This is a genomic window from Vibrio sp. 1288, from assembly GCF_033344475.1.
Genome location: NZ_JAWPOX010000027.1, coordinates 49180 through 71121 on the forward strand (window position 1 = coordinate 49180; position 21942 = coordinate 71121).

Sequence of the window (21942 nt, forward strand, 5' to 3'; positions counted from 1 at the left end):
AAACCATATTAAATCCGATTTTCAATCAAGAAAATCGAGGTAATAAAAAAGGGCCTTGCGGCCCTTTTAGATTCTGTTCAGAAATTACTCTTCTGTCTCTTGGCCGCTGCGGTTCAAAAGGAATTGGACAAGCATTGAGACAGGACGGCCCGTTGAGCCTTTCGCTGCGCCTGATTTCCACGCGGTACCTGCGATATCGACGTGTGCCCAGTTGTACTTCTTCGCGAACTTAGATAAGAAGCAACCCGCAGTAATTGTGCCACCAGGGCGACCACCAATGTTTGCCATATCCGCAAACGGGCTCTTCAACTGTTCGTGGTACTCGTCTGCCATTGGTAGACGCCATGCACGGTCACTCGCTTGCTCAGAAGCGTTTACTAGCTCATGAGAAAGAGGGTTGTGGTTAGAGATTACGCCGCTGATATGGTGGCCTAGTGCGATAACACAAGCACCAGTTAGCGTTGCAACGTCTACTACGCAGTCTGGTTCGAAACGCTCTACGTAAGTCAGTGCGTCACAAAGAACGAGACGACCTTCCGCATCCGTGTTCAGAACTTCTACAGTTTGACCAGACATGGTTGTAAGGATGTCACCTGGACGGTAAGCGTTGCTGCCAGGCATGTTTTCACAGCCCGCTAGAACACCAATAACGTTGATTGGTAGGTTTAGCTTCGCCAGAGCTTTCATTGTACCGAATACCGATGCCGCACCACACATGTCGTACTTCATCTCATCCATACCTTCGCCCGGCTTTAGAGAGATACCGCCTGAGTCGAAGGTTAGACCTTTACCTACGAGCACAATCGGTTTTGCATCCGAGTCAGGGTTACCTTTGTACTCGATGATAGACATCATAGATTCGTTTTTAGAACCACGGCCTACTGCTAGGTAAGAGGTCATACCCAGTTTTTCCATCTCTTGCTCACCAATGATTTTGGTGGTTACGGTTTCGTAATCGTCCGCTAGACGACGAGCTTGAGAAGCAAGGTAAGCTGGATTAGCTACGTTTGGCGGCATGTTGCCAAGGTCTTTTGAGGCTTTGACACCTGATGCGATAGCAAGACCATGAGTGATTGCTTTTTCACCCAAGTTCAATTCACGACGCGTTGGTACGTTGAAAACAAGCTTGCGCAGTGGGCGGCGAGTCTCAGGTTTCACGCTCTTGAATTGATTAAATGTGTATAGACCATCTTTAGTCGCTTCTACAGCCTGGCGCACTTTCCAGTATGTATCACGACCCTTAACATGCAGTTCAGTTAGGAAACATACTGCTTCCATTGAGCCTGTCTCGTTAAGTGTGCTGATCGTCTTTTGAATGATTTCCTTGTACTGGCGCTCGCCAAGTTCACGCTCTTTGCCGCAACCGACAAGTAAAACGCGCTCTGACAAAACACCTGGTACTTGATGCAGTAGCAGCATCTGACCAGGTTTACCCTCTAGATCACCACGGCGAAGTAGTGAACTGATGTAACCGTCACTGATTTTATCAAGTTGTTCGGCTACTGGAGAAAGGCGACGTGGTTCAAACACACCAACAACGATACATGCGCTACGTTGTTTCTCTGGACTGCCACTTTTTACACTGAACTCCATGCGTACTCCTACATCCTGAAGACAAATTGCTCTAAATGTTAGATAATGATCGCTTACTTGTTGAATTTTAGCTCCAGGCTTACATGCAGAGCTGATTAAGCGACTAACATCTAGTTTATAATTTTTAAAAAAATAAATGGTTCAACGGGAAACTATAGTGATTCGACCAAAAAAACAAGTTTTGTATAGGTAATTTCAGCGTGATTATTGTTAGATATTTGATCCGCGAAACACTCAAGAGCCAATTTGCGATTTTTTTCGTACTTTTTTTGGTGTTTGTAAGCCAGAAATTCATAAGTGTTCTTGCTGATGCTTCTGATGGGGATATTCCTGCTGGATTGATTTTCTCGATTGTTGGTTTGAACATGCCAGCAATGGGTCTGTTAATGCTGCCTTTAAGTCTGTATATCGGCATATTGATCACATTTGGTCGTCTGTATGCAGAGAGCGAAATTGTCGTAATGAACGCGACAGGTATTGGTAATAAATTCTTGGTTCAAGCGGCCTTATACCTAGCGTTGATTACTTCAGCGGTGGCGGCTTTCAATGCGTTGTGGCTATCGCCGTGGTCTCAAGACCGCGTTGAGCAGCTTTATGAGCAGGTAGCGTCAGAAAACAGCGTTGACCTACTTAAAAAAGGTCAGTTCCAAGGTACACCAGACGGTTCATCGGTTGTGTTCATCGATGACATTAAAGACAATACCTTGAGCAACGTTTTTGTTGCGCAGATGCGCCCTCGAGATTCAGTGTTACCGAGTGTGATGTTCTCATCTTCTGGTGAAGTAAAAGAGCTTTCGGACGGTCGTCAGATCATCACTATGAAAGAAGGTACGCGTTATGAAGGTGTGCCTACTCGCGTTGAATATATGATCACGAAATTCGATGAATACGAAGGTGTTATCGGCCAACGTGAGGTCAAAGAGAAAGGGCGAGACTGGGAAGCATACCCAACGGTTGACTTGATAGGTCACCCAGATCCAGAGGCGCAAGCGGAGCTACAATGGCGAATTTCGTTATTTGTGTGTATTCCACTCTTAACAATGCTCGTTATTCCTTTGTCTGCGGTGAATCCGCGTCAGGGACGGTTTGCCAAAATGGGGCCTGCGATTCTGATCTATCTAGCGTATTTCTTGGCGATCAGTGCAACCAAATCTGCATTAGAAGATGGTGACATCCCGGCTGCTATTGGTATGTGGCCAATCAATGCGATGTTGCTGATTGTTGCTATCATGGCGAATATGATGGACAGCGTTGCTGCTAGACGAATAAAAGACAAATTCCGCAAGAAGAGGCTCGCGTAAGCTGTGTTCAAAATCTTAGACCTTTACATCGGTAGAACCATCATCTCTACCACTGCCTTGGTTTTAGCGACGTTTGTTGGCTTATCGGGCATCATCAAATATGTAGAACAGCTACGTAAAGTAGGGCGAGGTGTGTACGACCTCACTCATGCGTTGTACTTTGTGTTACTCAGTGTGCCGCGTGATATCGAAATGTTCTTTCCAATGGCGGCATTACTCGGTGCCCTGATCGGCTTAGGTATGTTGGCTTCAAGCTCTGAGCTGGTGGTGATGCAAGCTGCTGGTTTCTCTAAGCTGGATATCGGGTTATCGGTACTAAAAACGGCCGTCCCGCTCATGATTGTCGTTATGGCGTTAGGTCAATGGGGCGCTCCTGAGGCCCAGAAGATGGCCCGTGACTTACGTGCGTTTGCGATATCAGGTGGTAGCATTGTGTCTGTGCGCTCAGGTGTGTGGGCTCGTGACGCAAACGACTTTATCTTTATCGGTAAAGTCGAAGACGACAAGCTTTATGCTTTAAATATGTGGCGTTTTGATGATGATAAGAATCTACAAAAAGTTATTTTCGCCGAAGAAGTCGACTACCAACAAGATAACAACTGGCTGATGCGCTACGTACAAATTACGGACATGGAAAATGAAAACGTAATTTCAAAGCAAGACATCGAACAGATGGAGTGGCACACCTCTTTGGCACCAGATAAGCTAGCTGTGGTGACCGTGAAGCCAGAAGAACTGTCACTGAGCGGTTTGTATGATTATGTGACTTACCTGAAAGCATCGGAACAAGATGCATCTCGCTATGAGTTGGCGTTTTGGCGTAAGTTGACTCAGCCGCTTTCAATTGCTGTGATGATGTTAATGGCGCTATCTTTTGTTTTCGGGCCACTCAGAAGCGTGACCATGGGGGCAAGGGTATTGTCGGGCGTGGTTGCCGGGTTTACTTTTTACATATCCAGTGAGTTCTTTGGCCCATTAAGCTTGGTGTATGGCATATCCCCAGTGTTTGGTGCTTTGGCCCCGAGTTTGGTGTTCTTAGCTATTGCGATTGCACTGCTACGAAGAAAGCTATAACTGAAGCATCATCGAATAAACCAAGTTTTACCGAACCAAATGTAAAAGGAAGGCATTACGCCTTCCTTTTTTGTGTTCCTAGACAAGTTAATTTGCCTTAGGTAATACAACAACCTCTGTTTTGGCCCAAATGTCGTGGAAACCACGTTTCTTCGGATCAATCGGTACAGTCAAATTTGCCAAGCCAAAGCCAGATGTCGAAATACGAATCAGAGCTTGAGTTACCGTAATTGGTGCTCCGTCTTTGGCATTGCGAACTCGAAGCTTCCAAGCGCGCATCCCAAGAGTTTGTCCTGCTCGCGTCCAGAAGAACACAAAGAAATATATCCACACACCCGCAAGATAAAGTGTAAATAGAGGGCTGAATACAGGGTGCTTTCCGAGCATATCTGCGGCATCAGCGTACTCGCCATAGCTCAACAATCCTGCTGCATTTAGTGCAAACACAACGGCCATAACAATACCAGCGGCCATCATTTCAATTGCGATAATAATCAATGTGTCGTAAATCAACGCTGCAAGTCGACGAAAGAGACCAGCAGGTGGAAGAGTTGTAGACGTTGCCATTATTCCATCACTTACCTTAAAAATTGTGCGTCAGAATATAGATTCCCTCACCAAGAGAAAAGAGACCTAACGCACAGAGTCTTTAATTGTGTATAAACTAAGTGACTTTTCTGCCCTACGTTATCAGCACATGTCATGATACACGAGGCCGTGCAGCAATATGTTTCAACTGAATTCGACTCTCTTAACCATTGGCTCTTTGGTCTGTGACCAGATTAGATAGCTGAGAGAGTTGGTGTTTCTCATCTTCGGTATAATGTTGGCTTAACGAAAGCTCTAAAGCTTTTTCTGACAGCTTGATTGCTGGTGACAAAAATAACTTAGGGTGCATACTAGAGAGAGCTAGCAAGGCCTTTTGTAGGCGAATCTGTATTTGGAGTTGCGCTGCACCATCGTGTGCTATCGGCAAAAAGACATCATCAAACAAATCCTGGCAGCTCAATGCGGGCACAAATAGTCTAGGATATCGAGTTTTGGTAGGAGGCTCACTGAGTAGGTCTCCCCATAATGAAAGTGCTCGTACAGAACGCCCAAGAACGTCAATTGCGGTGCCATTATCATTTACAGCCGGAGATAGTGCTCGTGAGGCGATTTCCGCCATAACGACTAAACCAAAGCGAGGGTCCTGATCATATGAACGCTCCGTTCGAATCGTGAAGGCTGCCGTTACTTCGCTTTCGTCTGGCAATTCTCCACAAACCCAAGCCAATGGTTGACCTACGTACACAAAACTTCCCGGTTGTCGCTCAAGGTAGATGGTGCATTGGTTTGCTTCAGCAATACTATCGAGATGATGCATATCAACATGCTGTAAGTAGCCAATTTCTTGGCTCAAAATAGGTTTACTTCCTCTGGGTTTATGTTCTGGGTGGCTCCACGGGTGAGCACCTAGCCAACGCTCTTTGCCCCGTTTTCTTATCGCATCTAACAAGGCTTGCTCCACGTATGAAGTGGTTTCACTGACCCTTCCTAGTACGGAAAGGTGCTGAATCCAACGTAGCAGAGTGAGTATGATCATCACGATTACGGCGATAGTTACGATGAACAGATAAATTTGTGCTTGTTGATGATAGGCCCCAATACCTAGCGCGATAATTCCTACCAAACTAAATAGAAAAGAGCCAAGAAAGGTTGCTAAGGCATTTTGTGTTGTGCTGTCTTCCATCAACAGTTTTGTCGCTCGTGGCGTTACCCCCGCACTAGCGGCACTGTATGCTGAGACCATAATATTGAGAGAGAATGTAGTCACTGCAAGCATGGAGGTTGCGAGGATATTTAATATGTTGTTCAACAAATCCTTGCTGACGTTGATGGCAGGGGGCAGAGTAATGAACTGGTTTAAAACAATCGACATTAAGGCGGTAGCAACAGCTAGTAATGCGTAGAGTGACGTCCGGACCCACAGTTTTCGTGTCATCTGTTTCAGTAACCACTGCCATTTTGACCCAGTCATTCTTTGCTCCTATTCAGTTCTCACTAGAAAGTCGATAGAAAATTCAGAAAGTTATTCTTGCTTAAGCATAGGTTAAATGCCCGTCGTTCTGCTTGATATTTCATGCATCACGAAAGTAAGAAAGCTGCTTGCTTCAAAGAATGGTGCTCTTGAGGTGTGAATTACCACGATTCTGTTACCTTAATTGATAGATGAATTAAAAGTATGTGATTGAAAAGAGGTAGCGCATGATTGTAATTACAGGTGCAAGTAGCGGCTTAGGGGCGGAACTAGCAAAGCGTTATGATGCGGAAGGCAAAGAGACGTATGTAATAGGAAGAAATACAGAAAAACTATCCGCACTAGCAAAACAACTCTCTCATAACGTCGGCTATCAAGCTTGCAACCTCTCATTACATCAAGGTGTGAAACAGCTCTTTGATGGGATGAAACAGCCTCCTGAAATGGTCATTCATAGTGCAGGAAGTGGTTATTTTGGCTTACTGGAAGAGCAGGAGCCGGAAGAGGTTCAAAAGTTGATTGATAACAACCTGAATTCTGCGATTCATGTGTTAAGAGAGTTAGTAAAGCGTTACAAAGATCATCCAATAAAAGTGGTCATGATCATGTCCACAGCCGCGCAACAACCTAAAGCGCAAGAGTCTACGTATTGTGCAGTGAAATGGGCCGTCAAAGGATTAATTGAGTCGGTTCGTTTGGAGCTAAAAGGAAAACCTATGAAAATTATCGCGGTTTATCCTGGTGGAATGGATACGGAATTCTGGAAAACAAGCGGCAATACGATGGACACGAGTCACTTCATGCAAGCAGAAGATGCCGCAGAGATGCTCCATAATGCGTTGTCGAGCATTGGGAATGGTTATGTTTCTGATATTACAGTGAATAGAATTTAAAAAGAGTTTCGTATACTCACTTTCATCTGGAAGAGTAGTAGAAAATGGAGCGTACGTTTCTTATGAGTACAGCTTTGTCACACTTTGTGGCGAAATTATCAGCAAACGATAGTTATTTAAGGTATTTCTGCTTGCGCAGGTCAAAAGCTTACGTATAATGCCAACCATCAAAGGGCAATAGCCCAAAGATGCCGGTGTGGTGAAATTGGTATACACGACGGATTCAAAAGGCGTTGCGTTTCCAGTGTTATTATGCTAATGTGCATTAAAATCAATATGTTACATTGATTTTTCTATTCAAGTAAAAGTTGTATAGAGTTGTATAAAAAGCCTGCGTGATGGAATTGGTAGACATGAGGGATTCAAAATCCCTTTCCCTCGGGAGTGGCGGTTCAAGTCCGCCCGCAGGTACCATATTTAAAAGAACCGTTCTATATGAGCGGTTTTTTGCTATCTGCACTATATAAAATATTCTTGCCTTGCCTTGCCTTGCCTTGCCTTGCCTTGCCTTGCCTTAGTATTAGTATAAAATACACCCAAATATTTCAATCATTTGGTTTAGGCTTGTGCAGTTCAGAAAAGATATAAATGGTTTAAGAGCCATAGCAGTAATAGCCGTTGTGCTATTTCATTTCAATGCGAGTTGGATGCCCGGCGGTTTTGCAGGGGTAGACGTGTTTTTTGTTATTTCTGGTTTTTTAATGACAGGGATAATATTTAGAGGGATTGAGCAAGAAAACTTTTCTATTTTGAAGTTTTATGTTGCGAGAGCTAACAGGATCATACCAGCGTTAGCTGTTCTTTGTCTGCTCTTGTTGGTGTTCGGTTGGTTCTATCTTACTCCGCTTGATTACAGAGCATTAGGAAAGCACGTAGGCAGTAGTATGGGCTTTTTATCCAATATCATATATTGGAGGGAGTCTGGCTACTTTGACGCAGCTTCACACGAAAAGTGGCTTTTACATACTTGGTCTTTATCTGCTGAATGGCAGTTCTACATAATCTATCCATTAGTCCTTGTTGCTATGAGAAAGTTTATGTCGTTAAAGGCGATGAAAGCGACTGTTTTAGTTGGAACGGTGTTGGGCTTTATCTTCTGTGTGATAGCAACCTACAAATGGCCTAATCCTGCTTACTATCTATTACCTACCAGAGCGTGGGAAATGATGATTGGCGGTGTTGCATACCTTTACCCGTTAAAACTTGCAGAGAATAAAAAGAAAGTCTTTGAATGGGTTGGTTTAGCACTAATAATCCTATCTTATATTTTCATTTCAAAAGAAAACTTATGGCCTGGGTATTTGGCTTTAATTCCTGTTTTTGGTGCGTTTTTGCTAATCCAAGCTCAAAGGAATGATAGTATTGTAACAGATAATATTGTTTTTCAATCATTAGGTAAGTGGTCTTATTCAATTTATCTTTGGCATTGGCCGATTGTAGTTGCTATATCTTATTATACTTTGAGCGACACATTTCAATATTTAGGTATTATGCTTTCATTATACCTTGGTTTTTTAAGTAATAGATATATTGAGAGTTTTCCGTTAAGGAATAGTTTCAACCATATTTATGATTTTTTAAGATGTCAGCCATTGTATTATTTACTTACTTTTGGTCTTTTTAGTTGTTATGTGTTTTTAACTAATGGGGTGCCTGATAGGCTTGATGCTGAATTACGTGTCAAAAACGAAAGAGCGATTGAAGCGATTGGAGATTGGGGTTATCCAGAATCAAATATGAGAATTGGAAATGTAGATGTTAGATTTATAAATGGAAGTTCAGATAAAAACATTTTATTCATTGGTGCAAGCCACATAGAACAAACATATCCTTATGTAAAAAGCTCACATAGTAAATATAATATTTACTATGTGACTATGGGAGGTTGCTTTGTTTCCCCATCATTTGTTAACCCTAAATGGAGTTGTTCAAATATCCAAAATTATAGGGAGTTAATAAATGAAATTGATTTTGAAAAAATAGTCACTTCGATTTATTTTATTGACGGTTATTTATCTAATGATCAACGTGTAAAAGAAGAACAAATTAATTTAAGAATAAGTGAGTATAATGATTTTCTGAAATTCGCCAAAAATAATTCAAATGAAGTTTATATGATTTTAGGCGAACCGTCAGGTAAAGAGTTTGATCCTAAGTATTCAATGCGATATAGTTTAAGGAACTTCATCACAACACAAGAAGCAAGAGAAGTATATAATCTACATTATTCGATATTAGATAATTTAACAGAAAAGAAGGACGTGAAAATTATTGACCCGATTAGTTATTTGTGTGATGAAGTCTGTCGGGTTATGGATGATGATTTTAGGTATTATTATAAAGATCAAAATCACATGAGACCGTGGTATGCTAAAAAACATATTAATTATATTGAACAAGTGATTAATTAATGTAAACAGTCAGGAAGATCTTGAATTATTTCCTTTAATTTAAGATCTTCCATTTTAAAATAGAATATTTTCTTACTTCTATCATATTTAGTATCTTTAATAAAATTATGCTTTGATAGTGTCTCTATGGCCGTATTAGCTGACTTTTGTTTTAACTTCTGACTCTTTTCTTCAATATCTAATATCTTGGCTATATGCGAAAGGTGAAGATACTTAGCGTGTGGTCCCATACTCATTAAATACATTGCGATTTTTTGAGAGTTAATTTTTAATCCTTTCAATAAGCAGGCATTAAAAAAGAATGTATTGCTATTAGTATCGAAGTAATCAGGTTTGATATTGTAAGTAAAAATCTCATTTTCTTTATCTAAAATAAAATATGAAAATATTTCATTATTAATTTGGTTTAAGAAATCCATTAGGTCATATTTTGATTCTCCTCTAAAAATCTTATATTTCTCTTGTAGTTCCTTTATGCTTATTTCAATAGTTCTATTTTCTTTTGTTCTGATTATTTCGTTGTGAAGCAATATAGAAAATAGATAAAAATCTCTCGGTTTTTCAAATGATCTTATGAAGTTAGTATCTCTAACAGCATTTTGATTTAGCAAAATTATTAGCTTGTTTTTTTCAATTTTTGGCAATTGTGGTAGTTCATTATATTTAGTCATAATATTCTCTTTTTGGGACAGTTGTGTAATACAATTATCATATATTCATTAAATGTAAATAGACAATTAAAAATATTTATTCGCACTACGTGCGGATTATCAGAAAGGCGCATAGCGCAATTGGGTTTTAGTATTCTAAAAATAATAATAAATAAAATACTTAAAGATATATTAGGGTGTTTTATTAATGACAAAGTAATCTGATATTTTAAGTGATAATTCAATGCGTAGCTTTTTATTATGGAACGACTGAGGAATAATATTGGAACTATTGTGTGATGTGATTGGAACAGTTATGGAATGATATTGGAACGGTTGTGGATATCTATCTAATTGTGATTGTAAAAGTCCCAATATTTGACAATATTATAATATATGGTCATATGTTTAATGTATATACGAACAAACACGTTTGTATACTCACTATACAAAGCCTACGGTTTGTGTGAGCCCGGCGGGACTAAATAAGCAGCTTCGCTGCAAAATCTGAGAAAAAAACAAGGAAAAGAAAATGAGCGTAAAAATAATCATGTTAGACAAATTAAAAAGAGAATTAAAAGATAGTGAAGAGAACATCCAAGCAACTTGCTTTTTGATTGATTCTGAAAAAGTAAAATTAGATCTTGGAGGTTGGCCTGAAAGTATATTCAATTCAGATCAACAAATAGCTTTTTTAGAAGATAGGTTAATTAAGCATACAAGAAGAAGAAAAGAAATTTTAAACAACATAAAAATATTGGAGAAATAAAAATTGAAAACGATACTTAGGTTTGAAAAAATTAAAACTTTTGAGCATTTGAACTTATCGAATGCTCACATAAACAGATATTTAGAAACGCCAAATGCAAATCCAGATGTTAAAAATATCCATATTTTGGGCTCTAAAAATCTTGTTAAAACAGTAAAAGATAGACTTCAAAAAAACGGAATAAAGCCAAGAAAAAACTCTGTTTTGTCAATAGAAGCATTACTAACGTTATCACCAGAATATTTTTGTGAAGATAAAGACCAAAAGAAAGTTACAGAGTTTACAAAAGCAGCAGTTACTTTTTTAAAAGAGAATTTTGGTGATAATGTAATTAGTGTTGATTTACACCTTGACGAGTCTAACCCACACATTCACGCGCACATAATACCTTTAACGAATGACGGAAGACTAAGCGCAAGGGATATGTTTAACAAAATAACTCTTAAAGCATTTCAAAAGAGCTATTGTGAAGTTATGACTAAAACGCTAAGTGAAACCTTTACTTACAAGGAAGGAAGTAAAGCACAACACAAAGACATTAAAGAGTTTTATACAGAAATTAACGAGCAAAAGAAATACAAAGAAGAGGTGGTAAAACTTGAAAACAAGCTTATGGATGAACAAGACAATAATTTTGCTTTATCAAATCAAATAAAAAGATTAGAAACTCAACTAAATTTACAACAAGAAGAGATTTCAGCGCTTAAAAAATTAGTTAATAAACTTAAAAAGTTTATAAGCAAATTAAAAAAGACAATAAAAGAACCAAGTTCTGATCCTTACGAGTTTCCTGAATTAACTATAAATAATAATCCAGACGTACCAAAAGAACTGAACAAAAAGAAAAGAAATAATAGACCATCAATTTAAAAGCCCGAAAGGGCTTTTTCATTGTTATTTAAAATCTTACAGGTGATTTTCCTTTAATTAAAGCTCTGACATTTTTGTTATCTTTTAACATAGAATGATCATAATGCTTTTCAATAGTGTCTAAGCCATTGCCAACTTGTTTTGATATAACTAACATATCAACACCATTTAAAAGTTGTTTTGTTATGTATGTGTGACGACAGCAATATAAAGTATATTTCTTTTTTACAATATTATTTTCAATTAACTTTTTTATAATTTGATCGAATAATTTGCAAAAATCACAGATTTTATTAAAAGAACTTTCAAAAATAAAACAATCTTTAGTTGTTAATAATTGTTCAGAATTAAGAGTCAAACCCTTTGTTATTTCAGTAATTGCAATCAGTGAATCAATTGCTTTATTAGAAAGAACAGCTTCACGTTGCCTATGTTCTTTTGTTTTTCCCTTTCTTATTTTAACATACAAAGTTTTGTCATATTTTATTAAATCTGAGTAACGAATATTATTCATTTCTTCACCCGTCCTCATTCCTGTTTCAAGCAAAAAAGTAAAAACGTGTGGAAAAATCAAACGATATTCTCTTGTCTTAAAATTAATATTATTTTGATTAAGCCAATCATCAGATGTAATAAAATCTCTAATCGCTTTTAAATCAGATTCTAAAAAATCAAAACCAATTTGTTTTTTTACCGCTTTAATATCTTTTGGAAAAGAGGGAAAGTCTCTTTTTTTTAACAAATCTTCTTCTTCAAGATAATGAAATAAATGAGTAAAACAAGTTTTATTCATTGTCCTTCGAGTCTCTGAAAGATCAAGACTTTCAAAATAGAGTCTTATATTTTTAGTCGTTAAATCTTGAATGCTTTTATTCTTAAAGAAAGGAATGATGAATGTATTAAATAAATAGATATAATCATTGTATGTTTCCCTGAAAGGTTTTTTATTTCTAAGTTGTAAAATAACAGCATTACAAGCTTTTTCTATTGTATGACGTTGAACAGGAACGATTTCAAGACCAGCTTTTACCATCCCTTCCATCTCAAATTTTAAAGCCCAAGCCTTGCTTGTCGCTTCTTCTACATCAGATGTACCGAGCGATCTTCTAATCTCTTTGCCATCTACACGCAACCTAACATAAATAGATTTAGTGTGTGATTGTCTATAGATTGCCAAGCCCTTAATCAATTTTAGATACATAACACACCAAAAAGTTGTATAAAAAGTTGTATAAGTTGCTTTTGAATATAATCTAAATAATTGTATTTGTAAATAAAATATATAGGCGTGTCGGCTTCAAAATCCGTTGCCTTCGGGCGTGGCGGTTCAAGTCCGCCCACCGGTACCATACATAGAAAGGTCGCTTTTATAGCGGCCTTTCGTCGTTTTAGGTGCTCGTAAATATCAAAAGGAAGTTAGCGTTGCCTTCGCGGTGGCGGCAGGAATGCCAGTCCAATCAACTCCGTCCACCGGTACCATATTTTAAGACAGAGCCTCGATGAAAGTCGGGGCTTTGTTGTATCTGGATCTTCAAAACAAAAAAGCGCGAGGGGTATGCCTCGCGCAAACTACTACATGGTGATAGTAGGAACAGCCTATAGAGCTGTGAACAAGGTATTTTGAGTGTTCGGAGTCCAGTCTGCTTGGGACACGTGCGGTACATCAACTAGATAACGCAAACCTTGATAAGTCACCACATCACCTTGTTTATAGGAAACATTCTGAGTCCAGTTAGTGGCTGGGTCTGCATTTGTCCAAAGGCTAGAGGTTGGAGATGGTGCCCAATCTTGTTGCGCAGTATGGTTTGTTACAGCCTGGTATACAGTACCTAGGTGTAAGACGTAATCGCCAGCGTCGTAGTTATGACCAACTTGCCAGTTCGGTGTGTAGTTATCCATTGTGTCGAAGTCATAACCCGCTTGTTTTGCTAACTGTATAAACTTAGCGAGCTTAGGTAGGTTTTGCGTTGCCCCCATGCCACGCTTACCATCTTCAAATAGGAACTCGTGAGTTAATACGATAACTTTATCGGCGTGTAAAGGTGTACCACATGGGAACTCTTGAGCTTTGGAGTTGATCGGGTTAATCGTTGTTGGTGCACAAGTGTTTAACGCGGAATCCACATATCCAAGAAATGCTTCTGCTTCTGTAAGGCTGTTTGCTGGCATTTCAATGCCCCAATTTTCGGGTGCCCAGTCCACATCCCAACCGTGAGTTTGATAGCCGTTATTCGCTAGGATATTTTGAACCTCGATAGCTGCTTTTACACTGTTGGATGGGGTGGATGTATCGCATACATATCCTGGTTCCCAAGGTTTCAGGTCATCAGACGTGGCACATAACCCATCTGCTTTGAAGTCTTTCGTCACGCGCCAACCGTTGGTGTAGGGCAGTCTAGCAAACTCTGTTGCCTTGTAGTTCGGGTAGCTTGTAATGTTCGGCAAATACTTTGCTAACACAGATAAGTTTTCCGTAAACATTGAGGCATCGTAAACAGGGTCTTGATACGAGTTAAGCTGGTGGTCCCCGGTCGCATTACACTCCGCAGCACTGTTCGGTCCAAACTCATCCACGCAGTTGTGCACCATGTGATCGTAACTGTGGTTCGCAACAATATGACCAGTGTCTAATGCGAGCTTTAAGGCTTCTAGGGAACGGTCTTCATTCTCATCACCAATTCCATCTAAATGCCAAGCATTAAAGTAAAACGTCGCTTTGATATCTTCCTGGTTAAGTACTTGAATAACGTCAATAGATGCATTGATTGGTCCATCATCAAACGTTAGATAAATTGTGCCTTTAGAGTCGGTTTGAGCAAATGAGTGTTGTGATAGTGCGGCACTTACAAGCGTTGCAATAGCCAATTTATTAAATTTCATTCTCTATTCCTTTTAAGAAATTAATAACGACGTTGTCAGTAGTAAAATATTGATAATTTGAAACTTAATGTGATGTCTTAAATTATTTTATGACTTTTATCCTAGACCTAAATAATTATAAAAAAATAGGTGGTATTTTCTAAATTGGGATTGTGTTCACGAATAATGCAACCGGTTGCGCTTTTTTGTCTTGGTTATTTTTGCTACAGTTTTTGCAGGTTGAAATTTACACAACGGGAGTAAGGCTATGAAAAAGATCCTTTTATGCTGTAGCGCAGGGATGTCAACCAGTATGCTTGTTAAGAAAATGGAGCAAGCTGCTGAAAATAAAGGAATTGAGTGCAAAATTGATGCAATGTCAGTGAATGCGTTTGAAGATGCAATTAAAGAGTACGATGTTTGTCTTCTCGGGCCTCAAGTACGTTTTCAGCTAGAAGAACTAAGAAAAACGGCGCAAGAGCATGGTAAAAACATTGATGCTATTTCTCCTCAGCATTATGGAATGATGAAGGGAGAAGAAGTACTAGAGCAAGCATTAGAATTAATTAACTAAAATATAGTTTTAAATTAAAAAGATAACTGTACATCAAATATAAATATTTGATGCGGGATTCTTTTGCCTAAAATAAGGATGGACTCTATGAAGCTTTATGACGCAATTATAGGCGCAGTCGAAAAGCATATAGCCCCTATAGCAGCTAAAGTGGGGAATCAGCCCCATGTTCGCGCAATGAGAGACGGTTTTATTGTCGCAATGCCGTTTATTATTGTCGGTAGTTTCATTTTGATTTTTGCATTCCCCCCATTTGCCGAAGATACAACCTTTACTTTTGGTCGAATTTGGCTCGATTTCGCCACTACACATTTTGATACCATAATGATGCCCTACAACATGTCGATGGGGATCATGACCATTTTTGTTTCGCTGGGCGTTGCTTATAGTTTAGCGAAGGCTTACAAGATGGATGGGATCACGAGTGCTGTATTGTCACTAATGTCTTTTTTACTCATTGCGGCCCCAGCTAAAGATGGCGCGTTGTCTATGTCTCACATGGGCGGAACCGGGATCTTCACCGCAGTGATGTGTGCATTTTTCTCGGTGGAGCTCTACCGTTTTATGAAAAAGCACAATATTACGATTCGCATGCCAGAGCAGGTGCCACCGGCGATTGCGCGATCATTTGAAGTATTGCTACCAGTCTTAGCGATATTCATTACCTTATATCCACTTAGCCTTTTCGTACAAACCCAGTACGACATGCTGATTCCAGATGCTGTTATGGCTATCTTTAAACCGCTAATTAGTGCGTCTAACTCATTGCCCGCCATTATTGGCGCTTTATTGCTTTGCCAGCTACTTTGGTTTGCGGGTATTCATGGTGCTGCAATTGTTGTTGGACTGCTTTCTCCAATCTTTTTGACCAACATTGGTGCCAACATTGAAGCCTTTGTTGCAGGTGAACCGATTCCAAACGTATTTACTCAACCGTTCTGGGATTTTTACATCTTTATTGGCGGCTCTGGTGCAACACTTGCTCTTGTTATGCTGATGTCGTTTAGCCGTTCTGTTCACCTTAAGAGCATTGGTCGAATGAGTGCGGTGCCTGGCTTTTTCCAAATCAACGAACCTGTGATCTTCGGTAGCCCAGTTGTGATGAACCCGACCTTGTTTATCCCGTTCGTCTTCGCTCCAGTCATCAACGCTACGATTGCGTATTTTGCTGTGCATGTCGGCTTTGTGGGTATGGGTGTCGCTACAACACCTTGGACAACACCGGCACTGATAGGTGCTTCGTGGGGTAGCGGTTGGACCTTTGCGCCAGTATTGCTCGTCATTGGCTTATTAATTCTTGATCTAATCATCTACTTCCCATTCTTCAAAATGTTTGAGAAGCAAATGTTGGAGCAAGAACTACCAACGACGAAGGAAACTAAAGGTGACACGCACCCGTCAGGCGAAGGCGTTACTGCTTAACTGTGCTTAATGGGCCGCAATTACCGCGGCCCGATTTTCGGAGAGAAAATGATGGAACAAGAATTGGTTGTAATGGAGATCATTTGCAATGCTGGTGAAGCCAGAAGTTTAAGCTACGAGGCATTACGTTTATCTCGAGAGCAAGATTTTGAAGCGGCTGATGAGAAGCTCTCTCAAGCAAGAGAGTGCATTAATAAAGCCCACTTAATACAGACTCAGCTTATTGAAGAAGATCAGGGAGAAGGGAAAGTCCCGATGACGTTAGTGATGGTGCATGCTCAAGATCACCTAATGACTACGATTTTGGCTCAAGAGATGGCTGTAGAAATCGTCGCACTGAACAAAAAAATCTCGAACAAATAAAGGGGGATGAAAATGTCTAGAGAGGCGATCAAACTTGCCATTATTGGCGGTGGTAGTAGCTATACCCCGGAATTGGTTGAAGGGGTTATTAAGCGCTTAGAATATTTACCCGTTAAGAAGATTCATTTTGTGGACATTGAGTCAGGAGCTGAGAAGCTTGAGATTATTAAAGGATTGGCTCAGCGAATGGTCGATAAAGCCGGAGCAAAAATTGATATAAAAGCCGGTTTCGATCGCCGTGCTGCGATAAAAGATGCGGATTTTGTGATGACGCAGTTTCGTGTTGGTGGCCTTGCTGCACGCGCTAACGATGAGCGAATCCCAATCAAGTACGACGTCATCGGCCAAGAAACAACGGGCCCTGGTGGTTTTGCTAAAGCACTGCGAACCATTCCGGTCATTCTTGATATCTGTAAAGACATTGAAGAGTTGGCTCCAAACGCATGGATGCTCAATTTCACCAACCCAGCGGGTTTAGTTTCCGAAGCGGTCAGTAAGTACACCAAAGTAAAGAGTATTGGTTTATGCAATGTGCCCGTTTCAATGGAAATGATGATTGCGGAAATGATGGAGTGCGAGCCAAAAGAGCTACAACTTGAGTTTGCTGGGTTAAACCATCTCGTGTGGGTACACAAAGCATGGCTCAATGGGGAAGATATTACTCAAACGGTATTAGAGAAAGTCGGTGATGGTGCCAACTTCAGTATGAAGAATATCTGGGAAGAACCGTGGGATCCGACATTTCTAAAAGCACTGGGGGCGATACCATGTCCTTATCATCGCTACTTCTATCAAACTGATGCCATGCTTGCTGAAGAGAAACAAAGTGCCGATGAAAAAGGCACTCGTGCTGAGCAGGTAATGGAAACAGAAAATGCGCTATTTAAGCTCTATCAAGATCCTACCCTCGATCATAAGCCGAAAGAGTTAGAGGAGCGGGGTGGTGCTTATTATTCTGATGCATCACTGAACCTAGTTGATTCAATTTATAACAATCGTAATAGTATTCATGTTGTTAACGTTTTAAATAATGGAGCGATCAACGGCCTACCTGACGATGCTGTGATTGAATGTAGTGCTGTGATTGGTAGCTGGGGGGCGAAACCTCTTGCGGTTGGCGAGTTGTCAAACAATATCAAAGGATTACTCCATCAAGTTAAAGCGTATGAGCAGCTAACAATAGAAGCTGCTGTCGAAGGTAATTATGACAAGGCGCTTATGGCATTAACCAATAACCCATTGGTGCCTGACATTGGCCGCGCCAAGTCAATCCTGGATGATATTCTGGCGGTGAACGCTCCGTATTTACCTCAATTTAAACTAACGACGTTGTAAAACTAAGGAAGGGCGCCGATGAAAGTCATTTTTAATGCTGATGATTTTGGTTTAACGAGAGGTGTAAATAGCGGCATCGTTAAAGCTCACCAGCAAGGTGTGGTTCATTCAACCACCATGATGGTGGGTATGGATGCTGAGCAACATGCCTTAGAACTAGCTCGCCATAATCCAGACTTGAAAGTTGGCGTTCATCTTAGGTTTACAGCAGGTGTGCCTATAACGAAGCATCCTAACTTGACCAACGGCCGAGCGCACTTTATCAACTATGACGAACTTTGGAGTAAGCAGGACTTCGAAACTCAGGTCGTTTATGATGAAGCAAAAGCTCAGGTGGAACATTTTTTATCGCTTGGGTTAGAGCTAAGCCACTTAGATAGCCATCATCACGCGCATACTCACCCTCAAATTTTGCCCGTTATTAAAGAAGTAGCGAATGAATACCGAGTGCCACTGCGGGGCACTGGCTTGTGTCAAGAATCGATGACAATCAGGTATATCTTTACTGATGAGTTTTATGATCAAAAAGTGAGCTTGGATGGCTTAATGGCACATCTATTGAGCTTAAAAGCTGACTATGACTTGGTTGAGGTGATGTGCCACCCGGCAGAGGCCGATCAGGCGCTTATCTTAAAGAGTGGCTATGCGCTTCAGCGAGAGCTAGAGTTACAAGTTCTTACCTCTCCCATTTTAAAAGAACAGTTAGCTCAGCATGGTATAACTGTCACGGATTACTCTGAGCTTGTTTCTACCAATCAAATGGTCGGTGTATGATTAAAGGCTGCCAGCTTCGCCCCCTATAGCACCTTACGAATTGCTGGCAGCCGTTCTACACAAACGAATATTTAATAACAATTGCAGTTGGACCCAATAGCATTATGGCAAGGATTAAAGATGTAGCCGAACTCGCCGGTGTAAATCGCTCTACCGTTTCTCGAATTATTAATGGAGAGGGGAAATTTCGCGAGGAAACTCGAAAAAAAGTAGAGCAAGCTATGGCGCAATTGAATTATCGTCCCAGTGCAATTGCTCGTTCACTCGCAACCTCATCCAGTAATATGGTTGGGTTATTGGTGACTTACTATACGGGGGGCTTCTTTGGCGAGATGATGGAGCAGGTTCAGACCGAGCTGGATATTCATAAGAAGTTTTTGATTACAGCTCAAGGCCATCATTCTGCACAAGGTGAAAAAGAGGCAATTCAGCGTTTTAATGATTTACGTTGTGACGGCTATGTACTTCATAGTCGTTATTTGTCAGATGATGACTTACGTGAATTAGCTAAACAGCCAACACCTTTCGTTCTCCTGGATCGCTACGTGGAAGGAATAGAAGAGCGTTGTGTTACCTTTAACCATCATCATGCAAGCCGTATTGCAGTTGAGCACCTTTTAGCTGGTGGCCATCGAAAGATTGCTTGTATTGCCGGTCCATCCCAACGTCATAACAGTGTATTGAGAAAGTTTGGGTATATTGATGCAATGAAGGATGCTGGTATAGATATTGATGAAAGCTGGTGTGAAGAAGGGAATTATGGTCGGCAAAGTGGTTATGATGCAATGGCTGCAATTTTACAACGACACCCTGATGTGACGGCTGTCTTTTCGTGCAGTGAAGAAATGACGGTTGGTGCAATGCAGTACTTACACGAGCACAGTATTTCTGTACCAGAGCAAATCTCATTAACTAGCTTTGACAGTGTTGATCTTTGTGAAAGTCTTTACCCTACAGTATCAGCAGTGCACTTTCCTATCAGTGACATGGCCCGTGTAGCGGTACAAACGTTAATGGGGCTAGTCAAAGATCAAGAAGTAATAGACAAGCCAGTGTTCGAGGCCAAGCTTAAAATACGCAAAGCAGATCGCTCCTTAAAGTAGCTTACTTCTATCTAATTAAGTGAGTCGCTTAGAAATAACGGTTTGATGTTTTGATAGTTACTGATGAATTTATTCACAAAATTTACTAGTATTCTAACTCTCTTAAGAAATATAAATCAGTAGTGAATAAGTGACAGCCATTAAACTAACGGTCGATCGTATTCAACCCGGATTACATATCCGTCTTCCGCTAAAGTGGAACGATCACCCCTTTCTACTCAATAGCTTTAAGATTAAAGACCAAGAGCAAGTCGAGATGATCCGCCACCTCGGCGTAAAGTTCGTTTACTTTAATCCAGAGCAAAGCGATGCCGTTCCACTCCCTGTTGATCAAAGACAAGCTGACAGAGTAACAAATGAAGCGTCGTTAGATCATGAAACTCAAAAAATGTGGCAAGAAAAACAGAACCGCATAGAAAAGTTAAGTGCATACCGTCGACGCGTGATTCAGTGTGAAAAAGAGTTTGAGCGCTCTCTGGCACGTATGCGTTCAGTCATGACTAAAATCCGTAACCGTCCGACAGCAGCAGTTGATGAAGCAAAGCTTCTTATTGAAGATATCGTCGAGAAGTTAATGTGCGATGATAATGTTACGTTACATCTGATGAACGGAAAAAATGAGTTTGAAGATATTTATTTCCACTCATTGAACGTGGCTGTTATCTCTATGATGATTGGCCGTGCTAAAGGGTACTCAGCAGCACAGTTGAAAGAGCTTTCCTTTTCCGCACTATTCCATGATATCGGGAAAATAAAAATCCCGACTGCAATATTAAGAAAGCAACTACCTCTAACAGAGCCAGAAACCAACTACTTAAAGTTGCATACTAAATATGGCGTCGATCTTGCGAGTCAAATCGAGGCTTTTCCCGAAGTCGCGAGAATTGTGATCGCGCAGCACCATGAGCTAAGAGATGGGTCTGGTTATCCTAAAGGCCTGAAAGGAGATGAGATCAACGAGTTTGCTCAAATTATTGCTGTAGCCAATGCGTTTGATAACTTGTGTCATACACCGATAGTCTCAGATCAAAAGATTCCTTATACCGCACTCTCTCATTTATATAAGAACTGTAAACACCTATATAAAGAAGAGAACCTGAACATCCTAATTAAGTTTATGGGCGTGTTTCCTCCGGGTACCGTAGTTCAGCTTTCTAATAATATGGTCGGCCTGGTTATCTCAGTGAATGCATCGCATTTATTATTCCCGAATGTCTTGGTTTACGATCCATCAGTACCAAGGACGCAAGCGCCAATCATTGATCTTGCCTCAAAAGATATAAAGATAGTTAACGCGATTCATCCGTCAAAATTACCGGATAAAGTAAAAGAGTATCTAAATCCGCGTTCGCGTATTTCTTATTTCTTTGATAGTGATGAGTAGTTATCCACAGCTTTTTGTGGGTAAATTGTATAAATCCTGAGTGTTATTTCTGGGTAATTTTAGGGTTGGATGGAAAGTATCCATTTGGCATGTTTTTTTAGAAAAAATGCATTTTTAGTATTGCCAAAGAAAATCTTCTCCCTATAATGCGCATCCATCGACACGGCAGACGCCACAAGGCTTTAGCAGGGTCGAAGAGGTAAAAAGCTTCTACAAAAAATTAGTTTAAAAAAGTGTTTGACACTAACAACTAAATCGCTAGAATGCACCTCCGCTTTGAGAGAAAAACTTCTCGCAAAGCAAGCTCTTTAACAATATAGACCTATCAATCTGTGTGGGCACTCGTTGATGATAATCCAATTAGATACCTCGGTATCAAATTAGGTTTCAATGAAACGAAGTGACCATTTGAATTGGGAAGCAGCCTTGAGCTGTTTTGTTTTACTTTTTCAAAAGTAAAAACCAATAAGAGCACAGTCAATTCAAACATTACTTTATGTAATGTTCAGTATTCATTGAGCCGAACAAAATCTTAAATTGAAGAGTT

Annotated in this window: 19 protein-coding genes and 1 tRNA gene; 14 read left to right on the forward strand and 6 right to left on the reverse strand. The window is 40.3% G+C overall.

Going from position 1 to position 21942, the window contains the following annotated elements:
- Nucleotides 1-84 precede the first annotated feature (84 nt).
- Nucleotides 85-1593, reverse strand: coding sequence for a leucyl aminopeptidase (gene pepA / locus R8O11_RS18070; protein WP_005381073.1), 1509 nt, complete (start codon nucleotides 1591-1593; stop codon nucleotides 85-87).
- Nucleotides 1594-1793: 200 nt separating this feature from the next.
- Here pepA and lptF point away from each other — a divergent pair, with 200 nt between their 5' ends.
- Together lptF and lptG are read left to right on the forward strand one after the other, a co-directional pair.
- Nucleotides 1794-2894, forward strand: coding sequence for an LPS export ABC transporter permease LptF (lptF, locus tag R8O11_RS18075; protein WP_258669243.1), 1101 nt, complete (start codon nucleotides 1794-1796; stop codon nucleotides 2892-2894).
- Between the two features lie 3 nt (nucleotides 2895-2897).
- Nucleotides 2898-3968 (forward strand): LPS export ABC transporter permease LptG, encoded by a 1071-nt coding sequence (gene lptG / locus R8O11_RS18080; protein WP_005381071.1) that lies wholly within the window; start codon nucleotides 2898-2900, stop codon nucleotides 3966-3968.
- 87 nt (nucleotides 3969-4055) lie between these two features.
- On the opposite strand, the gene R8O11_RS18085 is transcribed toward lptG, so the two are convergent.
- Together R8O11_RS18085 and R8O11_RS18090 are read right to left on the reverse strand one after the other, a co-directional pair.
- A complete protein-coding gene (locus tag R8O11_RS18085) occupies nucleotides 4056-4535 on the reverse strand; it encodes an RDD family protein (RefSeq protein WP_318194320.1) in 480 nt (159 codons plus the stop codon).
- A 184-nt stretch (nucleotides 4536-4719) separates the two neighbouring features.
- Complete coding sequence (locus tag R8O11_RS18090) at nucleotides 4720-5988, reverse strand: DUF2254 domain-containing protein (RefSeq protein WP_017636178.1); 1269 nt, start codon at nucleotides 5986-5988, stop codon at nucleotides 4720-4722.
- 227 nt (nucleotides 5989-6215) lie between these two features.
- On the opposite strand from R8O11_RS18090, the gene R8O11_RS18095 reads away from it, so the two are divergent.
- From R8O11_RS18095 to R8O11_RS18105, 3 genes are all read left to right on the forward strand, one after another.
- A complete protein-coding gene (locus R8O11_RS18095) occupies nucleotides 6216-6881 on the forward strand; it encodes an SDR family NAD(P)-dependent oxidoreductase (RefSeq protein WP_318194321.1) in 666 nt (221 codons plus the stop codon).
- A 329-nt stretch (nucleotides 6882-7210) separates the two neighbouring features.
- Nucleotides 7211-7295, forward strand: a tRNA-Leu gene (locus R8O11_RS18100).
- A gap of 152 nt (nucleotides 7296-7447) precedes the next feature.
- Nucleotides 7448-9292, forward strand: coding sequence for an acyltransferase family protein (locus tag R8O11_RS18105; protein ID WP_318194322.1), 1845 nt, complete (start codon nucleotides 7448-7450; stop codon nucleotides 9290-9292).
- On the opposite strand, the gene R8O11_RS18110 is transcribed toward R8O11_RS18105, so the two are convergent.
- Complete coding sequence (locus R8O11_RS18110) at nucleotides 9289-9963, reverse strand: hypothetical protein (protein WP_318194323.1); 675 nt, start codon at nucleotides 9961-9963, stop codon at nucleotides 9289-9291. The two genes, R8O11_RS18105 and R8O11_RS18110, sit on opposite strands and share 4 nt — an antisense overlap.
- Before the next feature lie 511 nt (nucleotides 9964-10474).
- On the opposite strand from R8O11_RS18110, the gene R8O11_RS18115 reads away from it, so the two are divergent.
- A complete protein-coding gene (locus tag R8O11_RS18115) occupies nucleotides 10475-10711 on the forward strand; it encodes a hypothetical protein (protein ID WP_281189706.1) in 237 nt (78 codons plus the stop codon).
- Between the two features lie 3 nt (nucleotides 10712-10714).
- A complete protein-coding gene (mobV, locus tag R8O11_RS18120; RefSeq protein WP_318194324.1) occupies nucleotides 10715-11581 on the forward strand; it encodes a MobV family relaxase in 867 nt (288 codons plus the stop codon).
- Nucleotides 11582-11609: 28 nt separating this feature from the next.
- On the opposite strand, the gene R8O11_RS18125 is transcribed toward mobV, so the two are convergent.
- Together R8O11_RS18125 and R8O11_RS18130 are read right to left on the reverse strand one after the other, a co-directional pair.
- Nucleotides 11610-12782: a site-specific integrase gene (locus R8O11_RS18125; RefSeq protein ID WP_318194325.1), complete on the reverse strand. Its 1173-nt coding sequence runs from the start codon at nucleotides 12780-12782 to the stop codon at nucleotides 11610-11612.
- 395 nt (nucleotides 12783-13177) lie between these two features.
- The gene (locus R8O11_RS18130) at nucleotides 13178-14461 is read right to left on the reverse strand and encodes a carbohydrate-binding protein (RefSeq protein WP_213872890.1); all 1284 of its coding nucleotides are present in this window, start codon (nucleotides 14459-14461) and stop codon (nucleotides 13178-13180) included.
- Between the two features lie 247 nt (nucleotides 14462-14708).
- Between R8O11_RS18130 and R8O11_RS18135 the strand changes: the two genes are divergently transcribed.
- The 7 genes from R8O11_RS18135 (at nucleotide 14709) to R8O11_RS18165 (ending at nucleotide 21395) form a co-directional block, all read left to right on the forward strand.
- The gene (locus R8O11_RS18135) at nucleotides 14709-15014 is read left to right on the forward strand and encodes a PTS sugar transporter subunit IIB (protein ID WP_025767645.1); all 306 of its coding nucleotides are present in this window, start codon (nucleotides 14709-14711) and stop codon (nucleotides 15012-15014) included.
- Nucleotides 15015-15101: 87 nt separating this feature from the next.
- Nucleotides 15102-16436: a PTS sugar transporter subunit IIC gene (locus R8O11_RS18140; RefSeq protein ID WP_213872891.1), complete on the forward strand. Its 1335-nt coding sequence runs from the start codon at nucleotides 15102-15104 to the stop codon at nucleotides 16434-16436.
- Between the two features lie 51 nt (nucleotides 16437-16487).
- Complete coding sequence (locus tag R8O11_RS18145; RefSeq protein WP_031777269.1) at nucleotides 16488-16799, forward strand: PTS lactose/cellobiose transporter subunit IIA; 312 nt, start codon at nucleotides 16488-16490, stop codon at nucleotides 16797-16799.
- Between the two features lie 12 nt (nucleotides 16800-16811).
- On the forward strand, nucleotides 16812-18134 hold the full coding sequence (locus R8O11_RS18150; protein ID WP_318194327.1) for a 6-phospho-beta-glucosidase: 1323 nt from the start codon (nucleotides 16812-16814) through the stop codon (nucleotides 18132-18134).
- 18 nt (nucleotides 18135-18152) lie between these two features.
- On the forward strand, nucleotides 18153-18908 hold the full coding sequence (gene chbG / locus R8O11_RS18155; protein ID WP_149191742.1) for a chitin disaccharide deacetylase: 756 nt from the start codon (nucleotides 18153-18155) through the stop codon (nucleotides 18906-18908).
- 104 nt (nucleotides 18909-19012) lie between these two features.
- A complete protein-coding gene (locus tag R8O11_RS18160; RefSeq protein ID WP_149191743.1) occupies nucleotides 19013-20011 on the forward strand; it encodes a LacI family DNA-binding transcriptional regulator in 999 nt (332 codons plus the stop codon).
- A 130-nt stretch (nucleotides 20012-20141) separates the two neighbouring features.
- A complete protein-coding gene (locus tag R8O11_RS18165) occupies nucleotides 20142-21395 on the forward strand; it encodes an HD-GYP domain-containing protein (protein ID WP_149191744.1) in 1254 nt (417 codons plus the stop codon).
- Nucleotides 21396-21942: the final 547 nt, after the last annotated feature.

What these genes read in the sequence shown, in the direction of transcription:
- R8O11_RS18135 (WP_025767645.1), top strand. Translation starts at nt 14,709, where the DNA reads ATGAAAAAGATCCTTTTATGCTGTAGCGCAGGGATGTCAACCAGTATG.
- pepA (WP_005381073.1), bottom strand. Translation starts at nt 1,593, where the DNA reads ATGGAGTTCAGTGTAAAAAGTGGCAGTCCAGAGAAACAACGTAGCGCA.
- R8O11_RS18140 (WP_213872891.1), top strand. Translation starts at nt 15,102, where the DNA reads ATGAAGCTTTATGACGCAATTATAGGCGCAGTCGAAAAGCATATAGCC.
- R8O11_RS18145 (WP_031777269.1), top strand. Translation starts at nt 16,488, where the DNA reads ATGGAACAAGAATTGGTTGTAATGGAGATCATTTGCAATGCTGGTGAA.
- R8O11_RS18150 (WP_318194327.1), top strand. Translation starts at nt 16,812, where the DNA reads ATGTCTAGAGAGGCGATCAAACTTGCCATTATTGGCGGTGGTAGTAGC.
- R8O11_RS18085 (WP_318194320.1), bottom strand. Translation starts at nt 4,535, where the DNA reads ATGGCAACGTCTACAACTCTTCCACCTGCTGGTCTCTTTCGTCGACTT.
- chbG (WP_149191742.1), top strand. Translation starts at nt 18,153, where the DNA reads ATGAAAGTCATTTTTAATGCTGATGATTTTGGTTTAACGAGAGGTGTA.
- R8O11_RS18160 (WP_149191743.1), top strand. Translation starts at nt 19,013, where the DNA reads ATGGCAAGGATTAAAGATGTAGCCGAACTCGCCGGTGTAAATCGCTCT.
- R8O11_RS18130 (WP_213872890.1), bottom strand. Translation starts at nt 14,461, where the DNA reads ATGAAATTTAATAAATTGGCTATTGCAACGCTTGTAAGTGCCGCACTA.
- R8O11_RS18110 (WP_318194323.1), bottom strand. Translation starts at nt 9,963, where the DNA reads ATGACTAAATATAATGAACTACCACAATTGCCAAAAATTGAAAAAAAC.
- R8O11_RS18090 (WP_017636178.1), bottom strand. Translation starts at nt 5,988, where the DNA reads ATGACTGGGTCAAAATGGCAGTGGTTACTGAAACAGATGACACGAAAA.
- R8O11_RS18095 (WP_318194321.1), top strand. Translation starts at nt 6,216, where the DNA reads ATGATTGTAATTACAGGTGCAAGTAGCGGCTTAGGGGCGGAACTAGCA.
- R8O11_RS18125 (WP_318194325.1), bottom strand. Translation starts at nt 12,782, where the DNA reads ATGTATCTAAAATTGATTAAGGGCTTGGCAATCTATAGACAATCACAC.
- R8O11_RS18115 (WP_281189706.1), top strand. Translation starts at nt 10,475, where the DNA reads ATGAGCGTAAAAATAATCATGTTAGACAAATTAAAAAGAGAATTAAAA.